The organism is Aequorivita marisscotiae (assembly GCF_029814825.1).
GTDB classification, from domain to species: domain Bacteria; phylum Bacteroidota; class Bacteroidia; order Flavobacteriales; family Flavobacteriaceae; genus Aequorivita; species Aequorivita marisscotiae.
Map to the genome: position 1 here is coordinate 2,752,438 of NZ_CP122379.1, position 23,580 is coordinate 2,776,017.

Sequence of the window (23,580 nt, forward strand, 5' to 3'; positions counted from 1 at the left end):
CTAAACTGCAACAACAAAAAATTTGTGACTAACAACGCCCCCAGAACGATTAAAAAAGTAGTCATAATAGTTGTTTTTATATAAACAAGATGCAATTATACAGCTAGGGTTGCGTAAATATTAAGATATTTTTTAGAATTGATGTAAGATGCTGGTTTCCTGAATATTATTTTCAATTAAATCTAATTCAACGAGTTTTTCTTGAATATTTTCCAGTTCTTCTGAAGTTAATTGGGTGTTGCTCCACGAGGTAAGTGACAACCATTCCCGAACGTCTTCAAGTTTTTGGCCGTATCGTTCTGCAATCATTTCATCTATTTGTGGAATTTGTTTAAAGGTTTTGGTGGTTTTATTTATAATTTCCAAAATAGCCTGTACGCTTTCTTCATTTTCCAGTAAAACCTCATTGTGCACGGCGATAACAAAACTAGGCCAGGGCGTGGGAGATTCGCCAATTAAACGAAAAGTGCCATTATCTACGTGTGGTTTGGTCATAAACTTTTCCCACATAAAATAATCGCCTTTTCCTTTTGGCAGCCCTTCCAAAGCGCCTTCCAAATCCTGAATTACTTCAAACTTTAAATCGGTTTTTAAATTCCAATCGTGGTTTTCGGCATTTACATACGCCATTAAATGCGAGCCAGACCCGTAGCGACTAATGGCTGCGTTTGTACCCTTTAAGTCTAAAACCGCTTCAAAATCTGAATTGGCCGCAACGTGAATTCCCCATAACAAAGGCGATTTTACAAAAACCTGAACTATTTTACTATCGTTGCCATTAATGATGTCGCGTACAATTCCTTCGGTGAGAATTACGGCCATATCAATTTCCCTGTTGCGCAAAGCATGCGCCATTGCACCGGTTCCGCCGGGATAATCCTTCCAACGGAGGTTAATACCTTCTTTTTGAAATTCCTTATTGCGCAACGCGATATACCAAGGAAGGTTAAAATGTTCGGGGACACCACCAATTAAAAAATTCTTCATTCTGAAATTTTTCGAAGTGTGTATTGAATAAGGGCATCAATGGTTCTAGGGGCATTTTCGCTAAAGGTTCCCGATGCCCGATTTGCCACAATGGCATTCATAGAAATTGCTCGATGGCCCAATAGTTTTGCCATTCCGTACATGGTGGCGGTTTCCATTTCTAAATTTGTTATTCTTTTCTTTTTGTATCTAAAGGAGCTAAGTTTTTCGTTTAGATTTTCATCTTTCAATTTTGCGCGAAGCACGCGGCCCTGCGGTCCATAAAACCCCACATTGGTAATAGTTATACCCTGAAGTGTTTTTTGTTCCTCTCCATCCGTTGTTGAGGAACTAAGTTTTTTAAGCAAGCTTTTATCTGCTTCCACTGCGTACGGCACCGAATTATCTGGGTTCCATTGGGTATGATCTATAAAAGACTGGGCAAAATCGCGATTAAAAATTTTGTCTGTTTTATCGTAATAATGCATCACATTATCCAAACCAATTCCCAAAGTACTGATTAAAAAGCGATCAACTTCTACTTCGGGCGTTAAACCACCCGAGGTACCTATTCTGATAATATCAAGCGATGTAAGTTTTTTTTTGATTTGCCGTTTTTCAAAATCTATATTCACCAACGCATCAAGCTCGTTAAAAACAATGTCAATATTGTCGGGACCAATTCCCGTGGAAATAACACTTATTCGCTTTCCCCTATACGTTCCTGTATGTGTTTTAAATTCACGGTGTTGGGCGGTACATTCAATAGTGTCAAAATATTTTGAAACCATTTTTACCCGGTCGGGATCGCCAACGGTTATAATAGTTGGGGCCAATTGCGAAGGTGCAAGATCTAGATGGTATATTTTACCTTCGGGCGTTAATATTAGCTCACTTTGTTTGATTGTATGTCTCAAATTTATCTAATTTTTTAGCAGAAACGAATTGCAACAATTCCCGTCATATTATCCGCCAACCCGTTTCACTTTAAATCCTTTATCCTTTAAAAATTTCATGATTTTATCGCGATAATCGCCTTGAATAATAATTTGTTCATTTTTAAAACTGCCACCAACACTAAGCAACTGTTTTATTTCTTTTGAAAGTATTTTAAAATCGTGGTCCGCACCATTATATCCCTCTATAATTGTTATGGGCTTACCTTTTCTTTTTTCGTATTTACAAAGCAAAGGTTCGTCTTGAAGCCAAATTGAAGGTTCCTTCTTTTCAACAGGAACTTCACTCGGTTCGTGATCGGGAAAAAGATTTTTTAATTGGTCTTCTAAAGAATTCAATGTGTGTTTATTTTGAAGGTTTAATTCGAACGTGCCCTATCAGCAGTGGTTTTAAGGTGAATCTACTGTTTACTTTTTAATTAGTCCTATCTCTACCAATCGCTGGTGCAAAAATTGGCCTGCGGTTATATCTTCATACGCTTTAGGATGTTCATCGTCTATACATTCTGCTAAGCAGTTTAATTTCATATCGCTACGAGGGTGCATAAAAAATGGAATGGAATAGCGCGGGCTGCCCCATTGTTCGCGGGGTGGATTTACCACGCGGTGCACAGTAGATCGGAGTTTATTGTTCGTGAGTCTTTCTAGCATATCGCCAACGTTTATAACCAGTTCATCTTCGTTCGGAATTGCATCTATCCATTCCCCATCCTTTCTCAAAACTTGAAGTCCGCCGGCAGAAGCCCCCATTAATAAGGTAATAAGATTTATATCTCCGTGCGCTCCAGCACGCATGGCACCTTTAGGTTCTTCGGTAATTGGCGGATAGTGAATAGGTCGTAAAATACTGTTGCCATTTGCAGCCCAGTGGTCAAAATAAAACTCGTCTAAACCTATATATAGTGCCAAGGCACGTAGTACATAAACTCCGGTTTTTTCGAGCATTCTATAGGCCTCCATCCCCGTACTGTTAAAGTCCGGGAGTTCCTCTACTATTACATTGTCAGGATATTTTTCAGATAAATTGGTATCATCTGATGCCTCTTGCCCGAAATGCCAAAATTCTTTTAAATCGCCTTCTTTTTTGCCCTTGGCATGTTCCTTTCCAAAAGACACATAACCGCGTTGGCCTCCAAGACCGGGAATTTCATATTTTTCTTTGGTTTCAACCGAGAGCGCAAAAAAAGCTTTTATTTCTTTGTACAACTCTTCTACCAATTGCTCACTGAGAAAATGATTTTTAAGCGACACAAAACCAATATCTTCGTAGGCGGCGCCAATTTCATCAACAAACTTTTGCTTCCTTTTTGGATCATCAGAAATAAAATCGGCTAAATTTACACTGGGTATATTATTCATGGTTTGAATTTTAGTTTACAAATATACCAAATTACCAAAGTTTTTCCGAAGATAAAATTTCCTTTAATAATCCTTGTTACAATGGGTTTTTTTCTACTTTTGATACAGCAAATTTTTTATGATGAAACCAGACACTTCCCCCCAAATTTTCTTCGATTATAATCGAAAAGACCTTGATGACGACACTTTACTAAAACTGTATCGCGGTATGTTGAAGCCTAGGCTAATAGAAGAAAAAATGCTTATACTTCTGCGCCAAGGAAAGGTTTCAAAATGGTTTAGCGGAATTGGGCAAGAGGCCATTTCAGTGGGGATAACAGCTGTTTTAGAAAAAGACGAGTACATTTTACCAATGCATCGAAATCTTGGTGTTTTTACAATGCGCGATATCCCGTTGCACCGACTGTTTTCGCAATGGCAAGGAAAAGCAAACGGTTTTACGAAAGGACGGGACAGAAGTTTTCACTTTGGAACGCAGGAATTTCATATCGTAGGAATGATTTCGCATTTAGGGCCCCAGTTTGGCGTGGCAGATGGAATAGCACTGGGAAACAAATTAAAAGAAAACAATAAAGTATGCGCCGTATTTACGGGGGAAGGAGGAACGAGTGAAGGCGATATTCACGAAGCTTTAAACGTGGCTTCGGTATGGCAATTACCGGTGCTCTTTTGTGTAGAAAACAATGGGTATGGTCTCTCAACGCCTACTAATGAGCAATACAACTGCGAAAATATTGCAGACCGCGGAATAGGCTATGGCATGGAATCCCATATTATTGAAGGAAATAATATCCTGGAAGTTTATACCAGATTAAAAGATTTGGTTGAGAGTATGCGTACCAATCCACGGCCTATTCTTTTGGAGTTTAAAACATTTAGAATGCGTGGCCATGAAGAGGCTAGTGGTACTAAATATGTACCAACTAACTTAATAGATGAATGGGGCTTGCGCGATCCGCTCACAAATTTCGAAAATTATTTGTTAGATGAAGGGGTGCTTTCCGAAGTAAAGATTGAAACTTTTAAAACCGAATTTAAAAACGAAATTGATAAAAACCTCGACATTGCATTTTCTGAACCAGCGATTGAATTTAACAAAACAATCGAATTAAATGATGTTTACAAACCTTTTGAATATCAGGAAATTACAGAAAAACAAAATAAAGAAAACATTCGATTAATCGATGCTATTTCCCAAGGATTAAAACAATCTATGGAGCGCCATGACAACCTTATAATTATGGGGCAGGATGTGGCAGAATACGGCGGGGTATTTAAAATTACAGAAGGTTTCGTGGAGCAATTTGGAAAAGAGCGCGTTCGTAATACACCAATTTGCGAATCGGCCATAATATCCACTGGAATGGGGCTTTCAATAAACGGATTTAAAGCCGTTGTAGAAATGCAGTTTGCAGATTTTGTTACTTCTGGTTTTAATCCTATAATTAATTATTTGGCAAAAAGTCATTACCGTTGGAACGAAAATGCCGATGTGGTAGTTCGTATGCCTTGCGGCGCTGGAGTAGGAGCGGGGCCATTTCACAGCCAAACCAACGAAGCTTGGTTTACGCATACTCCAGGCTTAAAAGTGGTTTACCCAGCCTTTCCGTATGACGCCAAAGGATTATTGGCTACAAGTATTGAGGATCCTAACCCGGTTCTGTTTTTTGAGCACAAAGCCTTGTATAGAAGTATTCGGCAGGATGTACCTACAGATTATTTTACCTTACCCCTCGGAAAAGCTTCACTTTTAAAACAAGGGGAAGCTTTAACTATAATATCATACGGAGCTGGGGTACATTGGGCTTTGGAAACGTTGGAGCAACAACCAGAAATTAAAGCAGACCTCATAGATTTACGTACACTAATGCCGCTAGATACAGAAGCTATATACAAATCTGTTAAAAAAACAGGGAAGGTAATTATACTTCAGGAAGACTCGATGTTTGGTAGTATGGCTTCAGATATATCGGCCTTAATTATGGAAAATTGCTTCGAGTATTTAGACGCTCCTGTTAAGCGAGTAGGCAGCTTGGAAACGCCTATTCCTTTTGCAGCAAATTTAGAAGCAGGCTATCTTCCTAAGGAAAAATTCAAAGAAATTCTACTGGATTTATTGTCTTACTAATAATTTAACATTCCTTGTTAAACTTTAGATAAAGGCTAATGCTAGCATAGAATAGTTATTTAATTTAGTGCCATACTAATCATTAAAACCATTAACTATGTTACGTTGGATCGTTATTTTTCTAGTCATTGCAATTATTGCAGCAGTTTTTGGATTTGGAGGCATCGCAGAAGGTGCAGCCGATATCGCAAAAATCATTTTTTACATTTTTATAGTGCTATTGGTACTTTCACTTCTATCTAGACTTTTTAGAAGATAGGCACTACTTAACCAATTTTAAAAAAATCAAAACTTATGAAAAAACTCCTCATTTTGGCTGTTATTGCAACCACAATATTCGCTTGCGGTACACCGAAAACCGTACAGGAATCTCGAAAAGTAATTAAAGGATATTGGTCCTTAGACAATATTTCGTACGACTCATCGGGTACGTTTAATGTAACCCTATTTAACGATACCTCTGTGGAGTGTATGGAAGGTAGCTCTTGGAGATTTATTCCAAATAACAATACCGGTAATTACACTATTAATAATTCTAACTGTCCTACAGGGGAACGTAATTTTATATTTACAATTCAAGAAATTGACCCTGCTTCCGGACTGTATGATTTTCTTTTAAAACCTACAAATGCCAAAGGAAAATCCGAAACCAATGCCGGGTATAGATTGCGTTTAGCTCAGCTAGGCGAATCCTCAATGCGTTGGGAACAAACGGTAAGTTTAGACGGCAAGCCTTTTAAAATTAATATGAACTTCTCTAAAATACAGGAATAATAATTATGAAAACATTTAAAAATATTATAACAGTAGCCTTAGCTTTTACCTTTGTAGTAAGCTTAACAAGTTGCGAAGCCACTAGAAATGCTAATAACAAGCAAAAGGGCGCCGTGATTGGAGCCGCAGGTGGTGCCGTTTTGGGAGCCATACTTGGTAACAACGTTGGTAAAGGTGGTAATGGCGAAATTGGTGCCGTTATTGGCGGTGTAGTTGGAGGTACGGCTGGAGTACTTATCGGAGCCAAAATGGATAAGCAAGCGCAGCAAATTGAGCAAGAAATTCCAGGTGCTCAAGTAGAACGTGTTGACGATGGTATTGTAGTAACTTTTGACGAAAATAGTGGTGTTTATTTTGATACCGCGAAATACAATATTAATGCCAATTCACAAGCCACATTAGATAAATTGGCCAATGTTCTTAAAGAGTACAAAGACACCAATGTATTGGTGGTTGGGCATACTGATAGCGTAGGTGCAGATGAAATGAATATGACGCTTTCTAAAAACAGAGCCCAATCTGTTACTAATTACTTTGTTCAAACCAAAGGATTAAGCGCAAGTAGATTTACAACAAACTGGTATGGAGAAACCGCACCGGTAGCCGATAATTCTACTGCCGTAGGACGTGCCAAAAACCGTCGCGTAAACCTTGCTATTGTACCCAATGAAAAAATGAAGCAAGAAGCTCAACAGGAAGCTGGCGAGTAATAATAAATTTAATTTAAAAAGATCCCGTACCATTTTTGGACGGGATTTTTTATTTAGCTTTAAACCTAGATGGCTAAAATGAATAAATGGGACGTAATTATAATCGGTGGAGGACTTGCAGGCCTAACTACAGCACTTCACCTTGCCAATAATAATTGCGCTGTTTGCTTGATTGAAAAAAACGAATACCCAAATCATAAGGTTTGTGGCGAATATGTGAGCAACGAAATTTTGCCGTATTTAAAAACATTAGGCGTGAATCCGTTTTCCGTTGGCGCGAAAAAAATTTCACAGTTTAAAATTACGGAGGTTGATGGAAATTCCATTGCAGCTTCTTTACCTCTCGGTGGGTTTGGCATTAGCAGATATACGTTTGACGATCTGCTTTATTCGGCTATAAAAAGTAAAGTTCAAGTGCTGCTTGATACAGTTGAAACAGTTAATTTTAAAGAAAACCATTTCAAAATTACCACAAAAACAAAACAAATCTTAACAGCAGATTTCGTTGTAGGTGCCTATGGAAAACGTTCTAATCTCGATTCATTTTTAAATAGAAAATTTATGCGGCAAAGTTCGCCATGGCTGGCGGTGAAAGCGCATTACAATTATGATTTTCCGGAAGATACCGTGGCACTGCACAATTTTAACGGCGGCTATTGCGGCTTAAGCAAAACTGAAAGCAATGCTGTAAACGCCTGTTATTTAACAACTTTTAAATCGTTTAAAAAATATAAGAACATAGATGATTTTCAAAAATTGGAAATGTCGAAAAATCCGTGTTTACATAATTTTTTTACCCGTGCAACCCCACTGTTTAAAAAGCCTTTGACTATTAGCCAAATAGCATTTCACAAAAAGAATCCGGTTGAAAACCATATTTTTATGGTTGGCGATAGCGCTGGGCTTATCCATCCACTTTGCGGTAACGGAATGGCGATGGCAATAAAAAGTGCAAAAATTTTTTCTGAAATCTTTTTGAAATATTATCGAAAAAATAATTTCAATCGCCGTGATATTGAAATTGCATACGCCAAATGTTGGAAGCGCGAATTTGAAAGCAGACTTACCGCCGGAAGAACCATTCAACGAATTTTAATGAATCCAGTTGCTTCAAAAATAGGGTTTGCAGCAGCCAAGGCACTTCCGCAATTGCTGCCATTAATTATTAAAAAAACGCACGGAAAAACAATTACATGATAACTTTCAGCAATAAATATAGATCGCAGCAACCAGAGGTAATGGATAGTCTCGATTTTAGAGGTCCCGAAATGAAGGATCTCTTAAACGATTTAAAAATGGTAAACAAGTGGTTGGGAGGCAACAAAATCACCATAGACGCCCTACATATATTATTGCGAAATCGTGACAAAACGGCAAAAATTACCATAGTAGATTTGGGTTGCGGCGATGGTACAATACTTCGAAAATGCTCCGATTTTGGCAAAAAGTACAACTTCAACTTTGACTGTATAGGTTTAGACTTTAACGAAAACATCCTCCAGTTTGCCAAACAGCACAGTAAAAATTATACAAATATAAAATATCTAAAAGTTGATGTTTTTTCAGAAGAAAATTTAATTCCAAATTGCGATATTGCAATGTGCACACTATTTCTGCACCATTTCAGCAACAATAAAATTGAATACCTCTTAAAAACCCTATTAAATAAAGCGCAAATTGGTTTAATAGTGAACGATTTGCACAGAAGTAAGCAGGCCTTTACACTGTTTAAAATAGCGAGTAAAGTGTTTTTAAAAACGAAAACAGCCCGACACGACGGCTTAGTTTCGGTTGCAAGAGGCTTTAAAAAGGAAGAATTAAAACGGATTTCAAAAAATATTCCAAACCAGCAAAGTAGTATTCACTGGCGATGGGCTTACCGCTATCAATGGATACTCAAAAAAGAACTATGAGCGTAAAAATAGTAAAAGTTGCAAAACAACTACCTAAATACAGTCGGGAAACCGCAGAGATAATTCCGTTTGTAGAACAATGGATGCAGCATAAAGACAGGCGATTTCAAAGAAAAGTGATAAAAATTTTTGAAGGTGCAAACGTAGATAAACGCTATTCTATCATGGATCCGCTGGAAGTTTTTACCAACCCGAGTTTTGAAGCCCGAAACGATATTTATATTCGTGAAATTACGAAACTGGGAAAAGGCTGTTTAGAAAAAGCGTTACAAAAATCGGACTGGCAACCAACAGACATTGATTTTATAGTTACCGTAAGTTGCACGGGCATTATGATTCCTTCGGTAGATGCATATTTGATAAACGAACTTAAAATGAAACAAGATATAGTTCGTTTACCGGTTACAGAAATGGGGTGCGCGGCTGGAATATCCGGAATAATTTACGCAAAGAATTTTTTAAAGGCCAACCCCGGAAAACGGGCAGCCGTAATTGCTTTGGAAGCACCCACTGCCACCTTTCAACTCACAGATTTTTCAATGGCCAACATTGTAAGTGCCGCAATTTTTGGCGATGGCGCGGCCTGCGTGTTATTGTCCTCAAAAACAGAAGATAGCGGTCCAGAAATTCTTGCCGAAGAAATGTATCATTTTTACGACGCCACAACTTTAATGGGTTTTAAGCTGGTAAATACAGGCCTACAAATGATTTTAGACAAAGAAGTTCCCGAAAAAATAGCAGCGCATTTTCCTGCTATTATACATCCATTTTTGGAAAAGCACAATTTAAATATTGAAGCTATCAATCACCTAATTTTTCATCCCGGCGGACGGAAAATCGTAGAAACGGTGGCAGATTTATTTGGCAAATTGGGTAAAGACATAAACGATACCAAAGAGGTACTTCGTCTGTATGGCAATATGAGCAGTGCCACTGTACTCTATGTTTTAGAACGATTTATGGATAAAAACCTACCCGCGGAAGATTTGGGATTAATGCTCAGTTTTGGTCCAGGATTTTCGGCGCAACGCGTGTTGTTAAAATTTTAATTATGAGTGATTTTAAAGGCTATTGGGCAATAATTTTGGGCGGAAGTAGCGGTCTAGGTCTTGCCAGCGCCAAAAAATTAGCGGCAGAGGGAATGAATATTTGTATTGTACATCGCGATCGGAAAAGCAATTTACCCGCTTTTGAAAAGGAAGTCGATACCATAAAGGCGCACGGCGTTTTAGTAAAAACTTTTAACAAGGATGCCTTAAACAAGCAGGTGAGAGAAGAAATTTGTAATGAATTTCCAAAGCATAGCGTAAAAGTTCTATTGCACAGCATAGCCAAAGGCACTTTAAAAACAATGCATAGCCAGGACGACAATATACTCACAAAACAGGATTTTGAAATTACAATTCACGCTATGGCAATTAGCTGGTACGAGTGGGTACAAACATTATTGGCAAACAACGCCTTTACACCCAAAGCGCGAAACCTCGCTTTTACAAGTGAAGGAAATATACGCGTGTGGCCAGGATATGCGGCAGTTTCAGCAGCAAAATCGGTTTTGGAATCTTTAATGCGAAATATGGCCGTAGAATTGGCTCCTTTGCACATTACCAGCAATTGTATTCAAGCAGGAACTACCGATACACCTTCATTTTTGGCCATTCCAAATAGTAAAAAACTTGCCGAAATGGCAAAATATCGTAATCCATTTAACAGGCTTACGAACCCGAACGATGTAGCAAATGCGGTGCTTTTAATGTGTAAGCCAGAGGCAGATTGGATTAATGGCACCGTAATAAAAGTTGATGGTGGTGAAAGTTTAAGATAACATAACCCAAGTTAAAACCATAAATATTTCGAATTTGAAATCTGAAGAAATAATAGCAAAACTACCGTATTCCGAGCCTTTTTTGTTTGTAAACAACATACAATCTGTTTCGGCCGAGGGTATATGCGGCACCTATTTTTTTGGTGGAAATTCCTACTTTTATAAAGGTCATTTTAAAAATAAGCCCGTTACCCCTGGGGTTATTTTAACCGAATGTATGGCGCAGATTGGCTTGGTTTGCTTTGGAATATTTCTTTTTAACGAAAATCAAATTTCGGGGCATTCTAATTTTGCACTCAGCAATACCCAAATAGATTTTTTCGCACCGGTATTTCCCGAAGAAACAGTAAAAGTAATTTCTGAAAAAATATATTTTAGGTTTAATAAATTAAAATGCAATGTAAAAATGCTGAATAGCAAAAATGAAATTGTGGCAAAAGGTACTATTAGCGGTATGCTTTTAAATGAAACAAACCTTATATGAAAAATCGTGTGGTAATAACTGGTTTAGGGGTAGTAGCACCAAATGGAGTAGGGCTTACTTCTTTTTCCGAAGCCATCAAATCTGGGGCATCAGGCATTACTTTTTTTCCTGAGTTGCGCGATTTAAACTTTTCGTGTCAGCTGGGCGCTAAACCTTCTATTTCCGAAGAAAAAAAGAGAGAATACTTTTCAGAATTACAACTTCGTAACTTTAATAGCAGCGGTATTTTATATGGTGTAATTGCGGGTATGGACGCATTAAAAGATGCCAAAATTACACCCGCAAATCCTGAGGAAGATCCCCTATGGGATTTAGGGATAATCTTCGGAAGTGGCACCAGTGGAGTTGAAAAATTCCGGGAAGCCATTAATAAGATTGATGCTAAAAATGTTCGCCGTTTGGGAAGCACCTCGGTAGCGCAAACCATGACGAGCGGCGTGAGTGCGTATTTGGGTGGCCTCATTGGCGCGGGAAATATGGTAACCGCAAACTCATCGGCCTGCGCAACAGGTACCGAAGCGCTTTTAATGGGCTATGAACACATTGCAAATGGTAAGGCCAAATATATGCTTTGCGGTAGTACAAGCGATTCCGGCCCCTATCTTTGGGGTGGGTTTGACGCTATGCGTGTTACAACCTATAAACACAATCAGGAGCCAAATAAGGTCGCTGGTCCAATGAGCAGTGAGGCAAGCGGGTTTATTCCGAGCAGTGGCGCCGGTGCTTATTTACTAGAATCCTTAACAAGCGCGCAAGAAAGAGGAGCTACTATTTATGCCGAAATTTTAGGTGGAGCGGTAAATAACGGCGGACAAAGAATCGGGGGAAGTATGACGGCTCCTAACAGTGTAGCCGTTCAGAAATGTATTAAAGATGCCTTACAGAACGCAGGCGTAGCTACCGATGATATTGATTATATAAACGGGCATTTAACGGCGACTATTAAAGATCCCGACGAAATTAAAAATTGGAGTCTAGCCTTAAATAGGAGGGGAGCGAAGTTTCCGTATATAAATTCACTTAAAGGAATGATAGGCCATTGTTTGGCTGCCAGTGGAAGTATTGAGATTGTTTCGGCTATACTTCAGTTGCACGAAGGGTTTGTGTTTCCAAATGTGAATTGTAAAAGAATACATCCGGAGATTGACGCGTTAATTGCTTCCGAAAAAATTCCGAAGCAATTGCAAAGAGTGCCCCTAAAAATAGTTGCAAAAGCCAGTTTTGGGTTTGGTGATGTAAACGCTTGTGCTATCTTTAAGAAAATTTAAATTACCTATGACTTCCAACGAAATATACGAAAAGCTCGAACCAATAATTATTACGTATTTGCCGGAGGATGTGGCGCCAAAGGCAGTAAATAAAGCCAGCGATTTAACCCGTGAATTGAATATAAATTCTGCGCATTTGGTTGATATTGTTTTGGATATAGAGGACGCTTTTAATATTGAATTCAAAAACGAGGATATGGAGCAACTTCGCAGTATTAATGATGCAATCTCCTTGATACAACAAAAAATTTCAGGTTAATAAAATGTTTTCATTTTCACAGAAAATTCAATTTTTGTTAAACCCGTATTTATAAGCCGTTAAATTGCGTTAAACCTATTGGCGACCCATTTCAAATTTATTAAATTAAAAAGTAAAAAATTTGAAAATCATGAAAAACGTAGTAGCAGTATTATTTCTATTTATAAGTATTTCGGCCTTTTCACAGGATCCATTTCTTCAAAAGTCTAGTCCTGAGGTGGAAAAAGAAGCTAAGGTAATTACAAACAAATATCTTCCCGAACTCGGAATGACGGGACAACAGGTATTATTGTTTCAACAAAAAGTAGCCGAGTTTTTAATTCGAAAAAATAAAATTGAAACCGAATTAAACGGAAAAGAAAAGCTTAACGCTCTTTATAAACTTCAAGTAGAGGAAACCGCAGAAATGAATGATATTTTAACGCAGCCCCAAATGGAAGTTTACAAAAAAGTTAAGCCTAAATTTCAACCTTTGGAAAAAATAGAAACTGAGTAATTACTTATTTTTTTCAATAAATTTTTCGTTCTCAGTATTACTTTCAATATCGGGCTCAGTGCCACTTGGCGTACTCTGCTTTAAACCTGCAGACTCTACTCCAAAGAACTCCATAATTTCTGGTGGATTGTCAATTTGCTTCGTCCGCTTACCCATAATAGCAATTGGTCTAGAAATAACCGAATCGTTATTTTGAATAATTTTTAGCCAATCATTCGAGTTAAAATTAGTAGTGCTTTCAGTGTCTATATCTAATTGGCGCTTGTCTACCAAATCGCCAATTTTAACCCCTAATGAATCTGCAATTTCTGCCCATTGGGTATCGGCTACTTTGGTTTTTGCCAAATCTATTGCCAAATAACGAGCATCTATTCCGGTTAAATAACTTAAGGTATGTATTCCCACACGGGTGTTGCTGCTGTAAATTAAGGTAAGTTGGTTTTCATCTCGTGCTATTACTCCCATATTTTTCATACTATTAGTGTGCTTTCAGTTTTTCTTTTCTTTTTTGAAGTTGTGATCTAAGTTCAGTTATTACTTTAGCAACCGAAGCTTCAAAAGAGGCGCTAGATGTTTCTGCGAAAATAGTAGCGCCCGGCATACTTAAGCGTACGCTACAGATTTTTCCCTTTTCAGGGTTAGAAGAGTTTTCCTTTTTAAAATATACGTCTCCACTAATTATAGAGTCGTATTTAGTTTCAATTTTATTCAGTCTTTCGGTAACAAAATCTTCCAATCTTTGGCTAGCCGCTACCTCGTGATACTCGAAATTTATCTTCATAATCTATTGGTTTTTATTATCAAATTTAAAGATACAATAGCATAAAAACCACACCAAACTTTTAATATGATTTTGTGAAATTAATCTTCATTAACCACCGGCGGATTGGGGTCTGAAATTACCATTGAGGCTACAATACCTGCGGCTAAAGATAATCCGATTACACCCAACGAGAGCCATTCGGGTATTTCAACATTGTGGGAGAGTATCATTTTTACGCCAACAAAGGCCAAAATTACCACCAGACTATAATTTATAAACCTAAATTTGGTAAGCATTCTTGAAATTAAAAAATACATAGAACGCAGCCCTAAAATTGCCAAAATATTTGAGCTAAAAACAATAAATGGATCTGCGGTAATTGCCAGAATTGCAGGAATACTATCCAAGGCAAAAAGTATATCGGTAAGTTCAATAATTATTAAAGCAACAAATAGCGGGGTTGCCGCGCGAATTCCCATTCGTTTTATAAAAAATTTATCGCCGTCCATTCTATAACTTACGGGGAATAGTTTTTTCATAAAACGGAACATTTTAGATTTTTTGGGGTTAAACTCCGTTTCCTTATGCGTTAGCATTCTAAATGCTGTAAATAGTAGAAAGGCACCGAACACGTATATTATCCAGTCGAATTTGTTGATTAAGGCAACGCCAAAAAATATCATTAACGCCCTAAAAACAATAGCCCCCAAGATTCCATAAAACAACACTTCGTGTTGGTATTTCTGTGGAATTGCAAACGATGAAAATATTACTGCAATTACAAATACGTTGTCTATACTCAGCGAAAGCTCAATTAAATAGCCGGTAATATATTTAAGCGTTGCTACATCCGGAGTTAAATTTGTTGGGTTTTCTACGAGCCCTTCTTTAAAAAGCCAATAAATTACTCCTGAAAATCCAAGGGCTAAGGTTACCCAAACAGTAGTCCAAATTGCGGCTTCCTTTGTTTTAATAACGTGGGGAGTACGGTTAAAAACCCCTAAATCTAACGCCAAGAATAAAATAATAAACCCAATAAAAATTCCCCAAACAACCATAAATTAAAATTTTGCACAAAATTAGGAGGAAAGTACCTTTAAATATGATATGGAAATGTTAATAATTAGCAGCTGCGTTAAATCTTCATTAAATTTTTTTTCCGCTAAACGAAAGCCATTACATTTAAAACAAAAAATATGAAAAATAGTACTACCGTAAACAAACAAACCCCTACAGAGCATCCTATTTTAGATAGCATTAAAAATAGATGGAGCCCGCGAACCTTTGCAGATACGCCAATTAGTGAATCGGATGTTCAGGTGTTGTTAGAAGCGGGGAGATGGGCGCCAAGTTCTTCCAATATTCAGCCTTGGCGTATAATCTGGGGTATAAAAGGTACCGAAATGTACGATAGAATTTTTGATTGCTTAGACGAATTTAATCAGAGCTGGGCAGGAAATTCACAGGTTTTATGGATAAACGCCTTTAAAAAAACAATGAAAGACGGTACTAAAGAAAACTTTCACGCGCTTCACGATTTGGGACTCTTTATGGGCAATGTAATTCACCAAGCAAACAGTATGGGGATTGCCTCACACCAAATGGCCGGATTGCAATTTAAAAAGGCGCAAAGTGAATTTAACTTTACTGAGGATTACCACGTGGCAACTGCCGTGGCTTTTGGCTATTACGGCGGTAGCTTAGATAATTTACCCGAAGATCTACAACGGCAAGAAGAGCAAAAAATGCGTAAAAGAAAAAATATTACTGAATTTGCGTTTAACGGAAATTTTAAAAATAACAGCTAATTATGGAAAAGAAGAAAAAGCACGCCGATTTTCAAGACGAATATAGAAAATCTTCAAATTTTGGGAAACTTCAACAGGAGGAAGATTTAAAAATTAAGGGCGATGGCAAATTAAAAGTTGAAAAAGACGATGCAATGAAATCACGCTCAGACCAAAAAACAATTTCAGAAACACTTAAAAAAATAAATTCTGAAGAAGAATAAGTAAATAAAAAAGACGATTTTTATGGTTGCACAACCTACCGTATATGCCTAAACCCAACCCCAGTAAAGCGGAACAACAAAGCAATATTGATGAAGAACTGGAAAACTCTAAGTCATCAGAGATAACCAGTACCAAATCGCACGGCGAAATCTTAAAACAGCAAATAATTGATGGGCAGGAAACTTATAATAAAAATGCTATAAGTATACTTCTAAGTTCGCTAACGGCCGGTCTGGAAATAGGTTTCAGCTACTTATTAATATGTAGCCTTTTTTTCTTTTTACAAGGAAAAGTTGAAGAAGACACTATTATAAAACTCTTGTCTGTGGTTTATCCGGTAGGCTTTATAATGATTATTTTGGGGCAATCCATATTATTTACCGAACAAACTTCACTATTAACGCTTCCGGTTCTAAATAAAAAAAGAAGTTTCCGAAGTTTATTAAAACTTTGGGGGCTGGTTATTTCAGGAAATTTAATTGGGGGCTACCTAATAGCATTTTTATTGGTTTGGATTGGACCACATTTAGGCATATTCAATTTATTAACTGTCGAAAAAATAGCGGTTCACGTAACCCATTACGATAATTCGGTAATTTTTGTCAGTGCCATTCTTGCCGGTTGGTTAATGGGGTTGCTCTCGTGGTTAATAGCAGCTTCAAAAAGTACGCTAAGCCGAATTGTTTTAATATTTATGATTACCGCAGTGCTTTCATTCACCGGGCTTCACCACAGTATTGTGGGCAATGTAGAGGTTTTTGCTGGCTGGATAAGTTCGTCTGCAATAACATTTGTAGATTATCTGTCCTTTATCCTTTTAGCGTTATTAGGAAATGCCTTGGGCGGAGCCATTTTTGTTGCTTTGCTGAAATATCGTGCCTTTGTTTACGATGTAAAAGGGTAGGTAGAGGAAGCAATTTTTAATTATAAACAACAATAAAAAAACCCTTTTTCAAGGGTTTTATTTTTAAATCTTTTAGCGAGTGGGAATATGTTAACCTGGATTAATATTTGCTCCAGGCTTAGGTTTCGCCTTTGGTTTTGCCGAAGCTTTAGCAGCAATTGGTTTTGCCGGCTTCTTTTTTTCTGTATTGTTTTCTGGTTTTTTCCCCATGGCTATATTTTTTAGTTAACATATACTGTTTAAAGGTACTAAATTAACGAACACCCTGCCGTATTTAATCTAAATATTTCGCGCTTAGGCAAATGATTTTAAGTAACTTAGCGAAACTAACCGAAGAATATGAAGCTTAGCTCCTTTTTTAAGCAGTGCCACGAAAAGGAAGTCTTTAAAATGTTGTCTATTTATGTGGTTTCTGCGTGGATTATCTTACAAGTTCTCGCAGTAACTTGGCAACCATTGGGGCTTCCCGAAAAATCCGTTACTTTTTTAATTATAATTTTATTGCTTTGTTTTCCTATTTATATTTTTCTTCTTTGGAAATTCAGATTAGCCAAAATTCATCAAGCTGAAATCGCGCAAAGCGAAAAGAAACCCAAGAAAGAACTAGCCTTTCGGAAAACATATTTCTCGGCTCTTGGAATAATCGCTTCATTATGTGTAATTGCCGTATTCTTAATAGTAAACAAGAATTTTTTACCCGCTAACAATTCCCTGCCAAAAATTATTAGTAGCGATAAGATTGCTGTGCTAAAATTTGGTAATAATACGGGAGACCATAAATACGACATTGTAAGTAAAATGGCCTCAGACTGGATAATCCACGGCATTACCGAAAACCAAGTAGCGCAGGTAATAACACAAGATTTAGTAGATGAATATAGAACAATTTTAAAAGGAAAAAAAATTGAGGAAGACGAATCAACCATTGTACGCGAATATCTAAAACCCAGTAAAATAATTTCAGGAAATTTCTATCTCAAAAATGAAAAACTTCTCTTTCAAGGGATGTTGATAGATGGAAAAACCAATAAAACCATTATATCGTTTAAACCTACACAATGTCTTGCAACCAACCCTCTAGAGTGTATTGAAGATTTAAACGAATCTATAACTGGCTATTTTATTACAAAAGATAAGCAAAAGTTAATGCTGCAAGAAACACCGCCAAAATATGAAGCGTACAAATTGCTACTTGAAGCTAAAAACAGCAACGAAAACGAAACTTATATTAACCTTTTAAACAGAGCAATAGCTTCAGATTCTACTTATTTTGAACCAAAAGTGCTCCGTGTGGCCCATTACTACAACCAACAAGATTTTAAAACGGCAGATTCTCTCTTAAACTTAATTAAACCAGATTCGTACACCAATAAACGACAGTTAAACCTGCTAAATATGTACGAAGCGCTTTTAAAAGGCGACAATCGTACTGTGTATAAAACGCTTTTAAATGAGTACAAAATTGCGCCTTTCGATTTAACCACCAATAAAACCGCTATGGTGGTAGCGCTGCAGTTTGTTAATAAGCCGGAAGATGTGGAAGCTATTTACAAAGTGATCCCGATGGACAGTATAAACCTTCAAAACTGTTCAGATTGCGTGGCGCGGATTTATGTAAACGCTTATGCCAATATAGAATTGGGCAATTATACGGCGGCGCTACAAACCATTGAAGATGCACAAAATAAGTTTGACGCCAAAATTTTAAACAAACCGCTTGCTATTGCCTACGTTCGTGCCAATAAAATTGAGGAGCTCGACCAATTTCTTAGAAAAATAGAAATTACGAATTCCCCCGCCGAAGTAAACGACTTGTATTTACAGGTAGGGAAGGAGTTTTTATTGAAAAATAACAAAACCAAGGCCATGGAATATTTTAAATATATTCTAAATTCAGACTCCGCAATTGTGGCGCCGGTAATGCTTGCAGAAGCACTGTTTTATGCTGAAGCGTATGAAAAGGCCGAAAAGATTTTAAACACCCACTACGCCAATAATCCCACAGACGTTGAGGCATTGTCAAAGTTGGCAATTTGTAATTTTAAAATGGGCAACCAAATAAAAGCCGAATCGTACCTCGAAAATTTAGAAACGTTGCCTTTAAAATATCAATTTGGAAGTATAAACTACGCACTAGCGCAGTATTATGCTGCCACAGATAATCAGCCTCAATTTCAAAACCATCTGCTGAAAGCGGTAGCTAACGGACATAAATACCATTGGAAGTTTTTCAAAAACGATCCTCAATTTTTGAAATACAGCAACACGGCAGTGTTTAAAGAAGCAATGAACTTTTGGAAATAGTATTTTGTTTTTTTGCACTTCCGTAATTTTAAAAATATGGCAAAATTAAGAAACGCGCACGCACTGTTAATTGGAGTGGGGAAGGACCTGCCCGAGTCTGCTACAGATGCCAAGGCAATTTACAATATCTTGGCAAGTAAGGAGTACGGAGGTTATTTCAAAAAAAATATAAACTTACTCACTAATAAAAAAGCTACACGAAAAAATATTCTCGACGCTTTCGAGAAGCTTTCACAAATTACGGATGAAAATTCTTCCGTATTAATCTATTATTCCGGTCACGGCGGCACATATAGCGATAATACTTTTATAAAAGACGAAGCGCTTAAAAAGCCAGAAATACAAAACCAAAAGTATTTTCATTTATGTCCAAATGATTACGACCCCAACAATTATAAAACCACCTGGGTAAAAGCCGAAGAAATTAAAGACAAAATTCAACAATTAAAATCCCGTCGCTTAATTTTTTTTCTAGACTGTTGTCACGCAGCGGGAATGACGGCGGGCGTTTCCAGCTTTGGAGCACGGCCCCAACTTACAAATGCAGACGGTCTGGCCCAAAATCTGGACGATGGCCGTGGTATGACGATTGTTTCTGCATGCCGTGCCAACCAACTATCGTATATTATGGAAGGGGATGAAAACAGCCTTTTTACAAAATGTATGCTCGAAGTTTTAAAAGGTGAAAACAAACAAGAAGACGATGAGCCATTGGTACGTATTTTTGAAGTAGTACAATATTTATTTAAAAAGGTACCTCAAGTACATCCAGAGCAAAACCCGTATGCTAACTTGCAGATATTTGAAGATTTTGTGGTGAGCTTTGCTTCAAATTCAATAAAAAATAAAACTGAAATAACTAAAACTAAAGCTTTAGAAAATTCACCTAAAATCACTACAAAAGAGCCTGTTACAAAATTTAGGGAAACTAAAAACGGCAATAGCGCCATTCTGTTTATTCACGGTTTTTCAGGAGATGCCGAAAATACCTTTTCCGAAGCCCCAATGTTGCTAATGAACAATAAGGCTTTTGATGGGTGGGATATGTTTCCGTTAGGTTACAGCAGCAATATTGTTCCCGAAATGGGCAAGAATATTTGGGCCTGTGCGAGCGATATTAAGCATAATTCAGATTATTTGTGTTCTTCGATTAAAAATAAGTTTTCAAAATACAAACGCATTGCCATAATTGCGCACGATTTGGGTGGCATTGTAGCCCAACAAGCACTAATTGCTTTAGATCCCGCAGATCTTGAAAGAATAAGCCACGTTTTATTTTTTGCTACCCCCAGTAACGGCCTCCCGGAACTTGCGCTCAAAGACTTTTTTACCTACGCCAATGACGAAAAGGAGTTAAAGGAGGGAAGTGTCTATATAAAAAATTTGCGGGAGCGATGGAATAAAGCTTTTAAACACGGCTATCCCTTCACCTTTAAAACAATTGCGGGCAGCAAGGATGAATATGTACCATTAAGCTCAAGTTTGGCGCCCTTTAACAAAAAATATCACGAGTTAATTGAAGGCAGTCATTTTTCGATAGTACAAGTTGAAAATGAAGCCGATGACGGGTATCAGGCTATTTTAAAAACCTTAACCGATAAAAGTTTTCTGAACAAATTCTCCAATAAAGAAGAAATTAACATTGCTTTGGGCGAATATAAAGCAGTAATAAATTCACTGCTTCCGAAGATAAAAACGCTGGATGGTAAAGGAGTAGAGCGATTAATATACGCACTGGAAGGCGCGGGTAGGGAGGAAGAGGCCGTAAAAATTTTGGAAGCACACCCGTTGGCAAAAAACAACTCAAATTTATTGGGAATACTGGGCGGCAGGTACAAACGGCAATATTTAAAAACGTTTACCGCCCACGATTTATCGATGACATATAAATATTACAACGGTGCTTTAAAAATAGCCGAAGCTAAAAACGATTATTCACAAATTTATTATCACGCTATAAATTTGGCTTTTGTAAGTTTAATGAAAGGCGAGAGGCCCGAAATGACGGTATTTGCCAATAAAGCCTATGAGGCAACCATACTGGATCCGTTCCCCAGTCTCTGGAAGTTTGCCACCGTGGGCGAAGCGTATCTGTATAAAGGAGAATTTGAAAATTCGAAGAACAACTATGCAAAAGCCGCAGCAATGGCTGGATTACGCGAAAAACTGTCAATTTATACCAATGCGTATAACGCGTACACTAACTTAATGCAAACCGATAATCCCAAAGATGTGTTTGTCAAATTCCTAAGAATGAATTTTTTATCGTAATTTAATGGCAAAATTAAACTTAATGTTGAAGTTTACCCAAAACAAGACCCCAAAGCTGAATTTCAAAAAAGCACTTAAAAAGCCTATACCCGTAAAATGTGTTCAGATAGACGAGCCATTTGAGGTAGAAACTATGGAAGGTGTAATGAAAGGCAAAGCTGGAGATTGGCTAATGATAGGCGTTAACGACGAAAAATACGTCTGCGATGCTTCCATATTTAAAAAAACCTACGAGCTAATGAAATAAAATCAGTTTAATGTAAAACCCGTAAGCCATGAGTGGAAAAAGAATTTTTATCAGTTATTCCAGGCGAGATATAGATTATGTAAAATCGTTAGTAGAAGCGTTGCGCTCGCAAGGCTTTGAAGTTTGGTTTGACAAAAATATTATGACGGGCAACGATTGGGACGATACCATAGAAGAAGAAATAAAAAAGGCAGATGCGCTGGTGCTAATTCTGTCTAAAACTTCGGTATCTTCAGATCCTGTAAAAGATGAAATGTCCTACGCATTAAGCTTAGGAAAGAGTTTAAACCCTATAAAAATAGAGGAGTGCGACGTTCCCATGCGCTTGGCACGAAAACAATTTATAGACTTTGAAGCACTTGGTCACGAATTGGGTTTTGAGAGATTGGTAAAAGATTTAACCCTTCAACTAACCGATAAGCCAAAAGAGAAAGTAACCGTACAAAAAGGTACATTTAAACCCCCGGTGAAACAGCAACAACGCCCCCAAAATTATACGGCAAGACGGCCAAAATCTAACAATAATTCATTGATTATTGGTGGGATAATAATTGGTGGAGGCGCAGTGGTTATTTTGATAGTTTTTCTTATAGTAGTTTCGTTACAGTCAGATTATTCAGAAGATTACGACACATACGACAACACAGACTCTTTTGTAGATTACAATGTTCCCCAACAAACGGGAACAATAGAAGATCAAGATTGGAATACTACTTTAAACAGCAATAACTTAGACGGGTATTTAGCCTTTTTATATACCTATGGAAGGACTAGTAAATATTACGATCAAGCTTATGAAATAATTAACCAAATGTTGCCAAAATCGGCTACGGTCTGGTACGGCGTACAAGGAGGTAATTACAACTTTACGAAATATTTATTCTATGATGGCGACAATTCTACACCGCCACAATACGACGATATAATTACCCCAATCTATAAAAGCGAACTCTATGAGGGCGAAAACTTTGTACGCAATGGAAATTATGTGCAACCGGGCCAGCGATTATTGGTTTACGACACTTGGGTAGATGCCAATTACAATATTTGGGCAAGGATTCGGTATAATTAGTGATTTTGCTTCTTAAAATACTTTTTATAGTACAAAGGGAGGAGGCATAAAGTAATAGCATAATATAGGAGTATATTATGGCTTATCGGTTATTCTATTTTACATAATATAAATTATAGGACAAATTATGACTTTAATTTGCCTAATTAAAAACTACAACAAGTTATCGCTACATTCTCCCAAAATCCACATTTAATAATCCGAGTTATTCTAATTGCAGATTTTGCTCATAATCCATTTGCTGACTCAATACCCTAATTATAAAAATTTCGTCTAACGACTTGAAATAAAAAATGGTATGTGATTTAAAACTGAATCTTTTTAAATTATCTATAAATTCAGAAGCATCTCGACCTAAATTTACATTTCGGCCTAGAAGTTTAAAAGTTTCTTGCATCTCGAAAAAATACTTCTGAGCTTGAATAAGTCCAAATTTACTTATCCCAAATTCATACATAATTTCTAAATCAAACTCAGCTTTACTCGAAAGTTTATAAACGCCCATCCTTTTTCATACGAGTTTCAACATCCTTCATTATTTCTGGAAGCGTTTTGTTACCCACACCACTATCCAAACCTTCAATAAGTTTAGACTTTAACGCAAGGAAGTCAACACTTTTAGCTTGATCTTGCCTTACTAGATTGCGTATGTATTCGCTATCATTAGTAAATTCTCCCGCTTGGATTTGAGCTTTAATCCATTCATCCTGTTGTTGAGTAAGTGTAATTGTTTTCCGAATTGTTGCCATTGAATAGATTTTTAAAACGTCATACTATTGGTGTAATATAGTGAATAAAATTGAATTTTGAAATTATATTCCACCACACACAGTTTTCTACCAGGTCCCTGTCCTTGCAAAAATGAGTGT

General features: G+C 37.3%; 28 protein-coding genes. 19 read left to right on the forward strand and 9 right to left on the reverse strand.

Annotated elements, in window-relative coordinates:
• Window positions 1–132: 132 nt before the first annotated feature.
• From QCQ61_RS12315 to QCQ61_RS12330, 4 genes are all read right to left on the reverse strand, one after another.
• A complete protein-coding gene (locus QCQ61_RS12315; RefSeq protein WP_279447947.1) occupies window positions 133–987 on the reverse strand; it encodes a substrate-binding domain-containing protein in 855 nt (284 codons plus the stop codon).
• Complete coding sequence (locus QCQ61_RS12320; protein WP_279447948.1) at window positions 984–1,883, reverse strand: nucleoside phosphorylase; 900 nt, start codon at window positions 1,881–1,883, stop codon at window positions 984–986. Before QCQ61_RS12320 ends, QCQ61_RS12315 begins: the two co-directional genes overlap by 4 nt.
• Window positions 1,884–1,931: 48 nt before the next feature.
• Window positions 1,932–2,261 (reverse strand): translation initiation factor, encoded by a 330-nt coding sequence (locus QCQ61_RS12325; RefSeq protein ID WP_279447949.1) that lies wholly within the window; start codon window positions 2,259–2,261, stop codon window positions 1,932–1,934.
• Window positions 2,262–2,330: 69 nt separating this feature from the next.
• Window positions 2,331–3,281 (reverse strand): isopenicillin N synthase family dioxygenase, encoded by a 951-nt coding sequence (locus QCQ61_RS12330; protein ID WP_279447950.1) that lies wholly within the window; start codon window positions 3,279–3,281, stop codon window positions 2,331–2,333.
• A 118-nt stretch (window positions 3,282–3,399) separates the two neighbouring features.
• Here QCQ61_RS12330 and QCQ61_RS12335 point away from each other — a divergent pair, with 118 nt between their 5' ends.
• The 12 genes from QCQ61_RS12335 to QCQ61_RS12390 all read left to right on the forward strand — a co-directional run bounded on the left by QCQ61_RS12335 (window position 3,400) and on the right by QCQ61_RS12390 (window position 13,138).
• The gene (locus QCQ61_RS12335; RefSeq protein WP_279447951.1) at window positions 3,400–5,409 is read left to right on the forward strand and encodes an alpha-ketoacid dehydrogenase subunit alpha/beta; all 2,010 of its coding nucleotides are present in this window, start codon (window positions 3,400–3,402) and stop codon (window positions 5,407–5,409) included.
• A 97-nt stretch (window positions 5,410–5,506) separates the two neighbouring features.
• Window positions 5,507–5,668 carry a DUF1328 domain-containing protein gene (locus QCQ61_RS12340; RefSeq protein ID WP_237602869.1) on the forward strand — a complete coding sequence of 54 codons (162 nt, stop codon included), beginning with the start codon at window positions 5,507–5,509 and terminating at the stop codon, window positions 5,666–5,668.
• Between the two features lie 35 nt (window positions 5,669–5,703).
• Window positions 5,704–6,183 (forward strand): lipocalin family protein, encoded by a 480-nt coding sequence (locus tag QCQ61_RS12345; RefSeq protein WP_279447954.1) that lies wholly within the window; start codon window positions 5,704–5,706, stop codon window positions 6,181–6,183.
• Between the two features lie 5 nt (window positions 6,184–6,188).
• Complete coding sequence (locus QCQ61_RS12350) at window positions 6,189–6,893, forward strand: YiaD family glycine zipper/OmpA-like lipoprotein (RefSeq protein ID WP_279447955.1); 705 nt, start codon at window positions 6,189–6,191, stop codon at window positions 6,891–6,893.
• Window positions 6,894–6,962: 69 nt separating this feature from the next.
• The gene (locus tag QCQ61_RS12355; RefSeq protein ID WP_279447956.1) at window positions 6,963–8,090 is read left to right on the forward strand and encodes an NAD(P)/FAD-dependent oxidoreductase; all 1,128 of its coding nucleotides are present in this window, start codon (window positions 6,963–6,965) and stop codon (window positions 8,088–8,090) included.
• Window positions 8,087–8,806, forward strand: a complete 720-nt coding sequence (locus QCQ61_RS12360; protein WP_279447957.1) for a methyltransferase domain-containing protein — start codon at window positions 8,087–8,089, stop codon at window positions 8,804–8,806. Before QCQ61_RS12355 ends, QCQ61_RS12360 begins: the two co-directional genes overlap by 4 nt.
• Window positions 8,803–9,855: a type III polyketide synthase gene (locus tag QCQ61_RS12365; RefSeq protein WP_279447958.1), complete on the forward strand. Its 1,053-nt coding sequence runs from the start codon at window positions 8,803–8,805 to the stop codon at window positions 9,853–9,855. The genes QCQ61_RS12360 and QCQ61_RS12365 overlap by 4 nt, the downstream gene beginning before the upstream one ends.
• A 2-nt stretch (window positions 9,856–9,857) precedes the next feature.
• Window positions 9,858–10,631: an SDR family oxidoreductase gene (locus QCQ61_RS12370; RefSeq protein ID WP_279447959.1), complete on the forward strand. Its 774-nt coding sequence runs from the start codon at window positions 9,858–9,860 to the stop codon at window positions 10,629–10,631.
• Window positions 10,632–10,665: 34 nt separating this feature from the next.
• Window positions 10,666–11,115, forward strand: coding sequence for a 3-hydroxyacyl-ACP dehydratase FabZ family protein (locus tag QCQ61_RS12375; protein WP_279447960.1), 450 nt, complete (start codon window positions 10,666–10,668; stop codon window positions 11,113–11,115).
• Window positions 11,112–12,383: a beta-ketoacyl-[acyl-carrier-protein] synthase family protein gene (locus QCQ61_RS12380; protein WP_279447961.1), complete on the forward strand. Its 1,272-nt coding sequence runs from the start codon at window positions 11,112–11,114 to the stop codon at window positions 12,381–12,383. Before QCQ61_RS12375 ends, QCQ61_RS12380 begins: the two co-directional genes overlap by 4 nt.
• A gap of 7 nt (window positions 12,384–12,390) precedes the next feature.
• Window positions 12,391–12,642, forward strand: a complete 252-nt coding sequence (locus tag QCQ61_RS12385; RefSeq protein ID WP_279447962.1) for an acyl carrier protein — start codon at window positions 12,391–12,393, stop codon at window positions 12,640–12,642.
• A 130-nt stretch (window positions 12,643–12,772) separates the two neighbouring features.
• Window positions 12,773–13,138: a hypothetical protein gene (locus QCQ61_RS12390; RefSeq protein WP_279447963.1), complete on the forward strand. Its 366-nt coding sequence runs from the start codon at window positions 12,773–12,775 to the stop codon at window positions 13,136–13,138.
• Here QCQ61_RS12390 and QCQ61_RS12395 read toward each other — a convergent pair whose 3' ends face one another.
• The 3 genes from QCQ61_RS12395 to QCQ61_RS12405 all read right to left on the reverse strand — a co-directional run bounded on the left by QCQ61_RS12395 (window position 13,139) and on the right by QCQ61_RS12405 (window position 14,959).
• The gene (locus QCQ61_RS12395; protein WP_279447964.1) at window positions 13,139–13,612 is read right to left on the reverse strand and encodes an arsenate reductase family protein; all 474 of its coding nucleotides are present in this window, start codon (window positions 13,610–13,612) and stop codon (window positions 13,139–13,141) included.
• Window positions 13,613–13,616: 4 nt separating this feature from the next.
• Window positions 13,617–13,919: a ribosome hibernation-promoting factor, HPF/YfiA family gene (gene hpf, locus QCQ61_RS12400; protein WP_279447965.1), complete on the reverse strand. Its 303-nt coding sequence runs from the start codon at window positions 13,917–13,919 to the stop codon at window positions 13,617–13,619.
• Window positions 13,920–13,999: 80 nt separating this feature from the next.
• On the reverse strand, window positions 14,000–14,959 hold the full coding sequence (locus QCQ61_RS12405) for a TerC family protein (RefSeq protein ID WP_279447966.1): 960 nt from the start codon (window positions 14,957–14,959) through the stop codon (window positions 14,000–14,002).
• 138 nt (window positions 14,960–15,097) lie between these two features.
• Here QCQ61_RS12405 and QCQ61_RS12410 point away from each other — a divergent pair, with 138 nt between their 5' ends.
• From QCQ61_RS12410 to QCQ61_RS12440, 7 genes are all read left to right on the forward strand, one after another.
• Window positions 15,098–15,709, forward strand: coding sequence for a nitroreductase family protein (locus tag QCQ61_RS12410; protein WP_279447967.1), 612 nt, complete (start codon window positions 15,098–15,100; stop codon window positions 15,707–15,709).
• A 2-nt stretch (window positions 15,710–15,711) separates the two neighbouring features.
• Window positions 15,712–15,912: a hypothetical protein gene (locus QCQ61_RS12415; protein WP_279447968.1), complete on the forward strand. Its 201-nt coding sequence runs from the start codon at window positions 15,712–15,714 to the stop codon at window positions 15,910–15,912.
• 44 nt (window positions 15,913–15,956) lie between these two features.
• Window positions 15,957–16,817, forward strand: coding sequence for a formate/nitrite transporter family protein (locus tag QCQ61_RS12420; protein WP_279447969.1), 861 nt, complete (start codon window positions 15,957–15,959; stop codon window positions 16,815–16,817).
• Between the two features lie 339 nt (window positions 16,818–17,156).
• Window positions 17,157–19,121 (forward strand): tetratricopeptide repeat protein, encoded by a 1,965-nt coding sequence (locus tag QCQ61_RS12425; protein ID WP_279447970.1) that lies wholly within the window; start codon window positions 17,157–17,159, stop codon window positions 19,119–19,121.
• Window positions 19,122–19,157: 36 nt separating this feature from the next.
• Window positions 19,158–21,392, forward strand: coding sequence for a caspase family protein (locus QCQ61_RS12430; protein ID WP_279447971.1), 2,235 nt, complete (start codon window positions 19,158–19,160; stop codon window positions 21,390–21,392).
• Window positions 21,393–21,414: 22 nt separating this feature from the next.
• Window positions 21,415–21,639, forward strand: a complete 225-nt coding sequence (locus tag QCQ61_RS12435) for a hypothetical protein (protein WP_279447972.1) — start codon at window positions 21,415–21,417, stop codon at window positions 21,637–21,639.
• A gap of 28 nt (window positions 21,640–21,667) precedes the next feature.
• Window positions 21,668–22,711 carry a toll/interleukin-1 receptor domain-containing protein gene (locus QCQ61_RS12440; protein ID WP_279447973.1) on the forward strand — a complete coding sequence of 348 codons (1,044 nt, stop codon included), beginning with the start codon at window positions 21,668–21,670 and terminating at the stop codon, window positions 22,709–22,711.
• Window positions 22,712–22,916: 205 nt separating this feature from the next.
• On the opposite strand, the gene QCQ61_RS12445 is transcribed toward QCQ61_RS12440, so the two are convergent.
• The gene (locus tag QCQ61_RS12445) at window positions 22,917–23,216 is read right to left on the reverse strand and encodes a type II toxin-antitoxin system RelE/ParE family toxin (protein ID WP_279447974.1); all 300 of its coding nucleotides are present in this window, start codon (window positions 23,214–23,216) and stop codon (window positions 22,917–22,919) included.
• On the reverse strand, window positions 23,203–23,460 hold the full coding sequence (locus QCQ61_RS12450) for a type II toxin-antitoxin system ParD family antitoxin (protein WP_279447975.1): 258 nt from the start codon (window positions 23,458–23,460) through the stop codon (window positions 23,203–23,205). Before QCQ61_RS12450 ends, QCQ61_RS12445 begins: the two co-directional genes overlap by 14 nt.
• Window positions 23,461–23,580 lie beyond the last annotated feature (120 nt).